Origin of the sequence: Sphingomonas sp. 10B4, assembly GCF_035019905.1 — a bacterium.
Classification (GTDB): Bacteria; Pseudomonadota; Alphaproteobacteria; order Sphingomonadales; family Sphingomonadaceae; genus Sphingomonas; species Sphingomonas glacialis.
Window position 1 is genome coordinate 1 of the sequence record NZ_JASJVC010000296.1, and the last position, 276, is coordinate 276.

General features: G+C 51.4%; 1 protein-coding gene. It reads left to right on the top strand.

Going from position 1 to position 276, the window contains the following annotated elements; translation table 11 throughout:
• Positions 1-143 (top strand): transcription antitermination factor NusB (locus QN347_RS19880; RefSeq protein WP_416350909.1); only part of this gene is annotated, 143 nt, incomplete at its 5' end.
• Positions 144-276: the final 133 nt, after the last annotated feature.

The following is a 276-nucleotide window of genomic DNA, read 5'->3' on the forward strand; positions in this document are numbered from 1 at the left end:
TTGAAATTCCATATCGCGTGGTCATCAATGAAGCGGTCGAGTTGACTAAGTCATTCGGCGGTATCGATGGCCATAAGTATGTCAACGGTGTGCTTGATAAGCTCGCTGCCAAGTTGCGCCCGACTGAGGTTGCGGCGAAATAAGGGCAGTACGGTCGGCTTCGGGTCGCTCACGCCGCCTTTCCTGTGATCGGGAACAGGCGGTTTTTTTCATTCCGCCTCAAGCGCAGGCAGTGAATTTCCACTTTCCTCTATTTAAGTACTGATATGACCACAC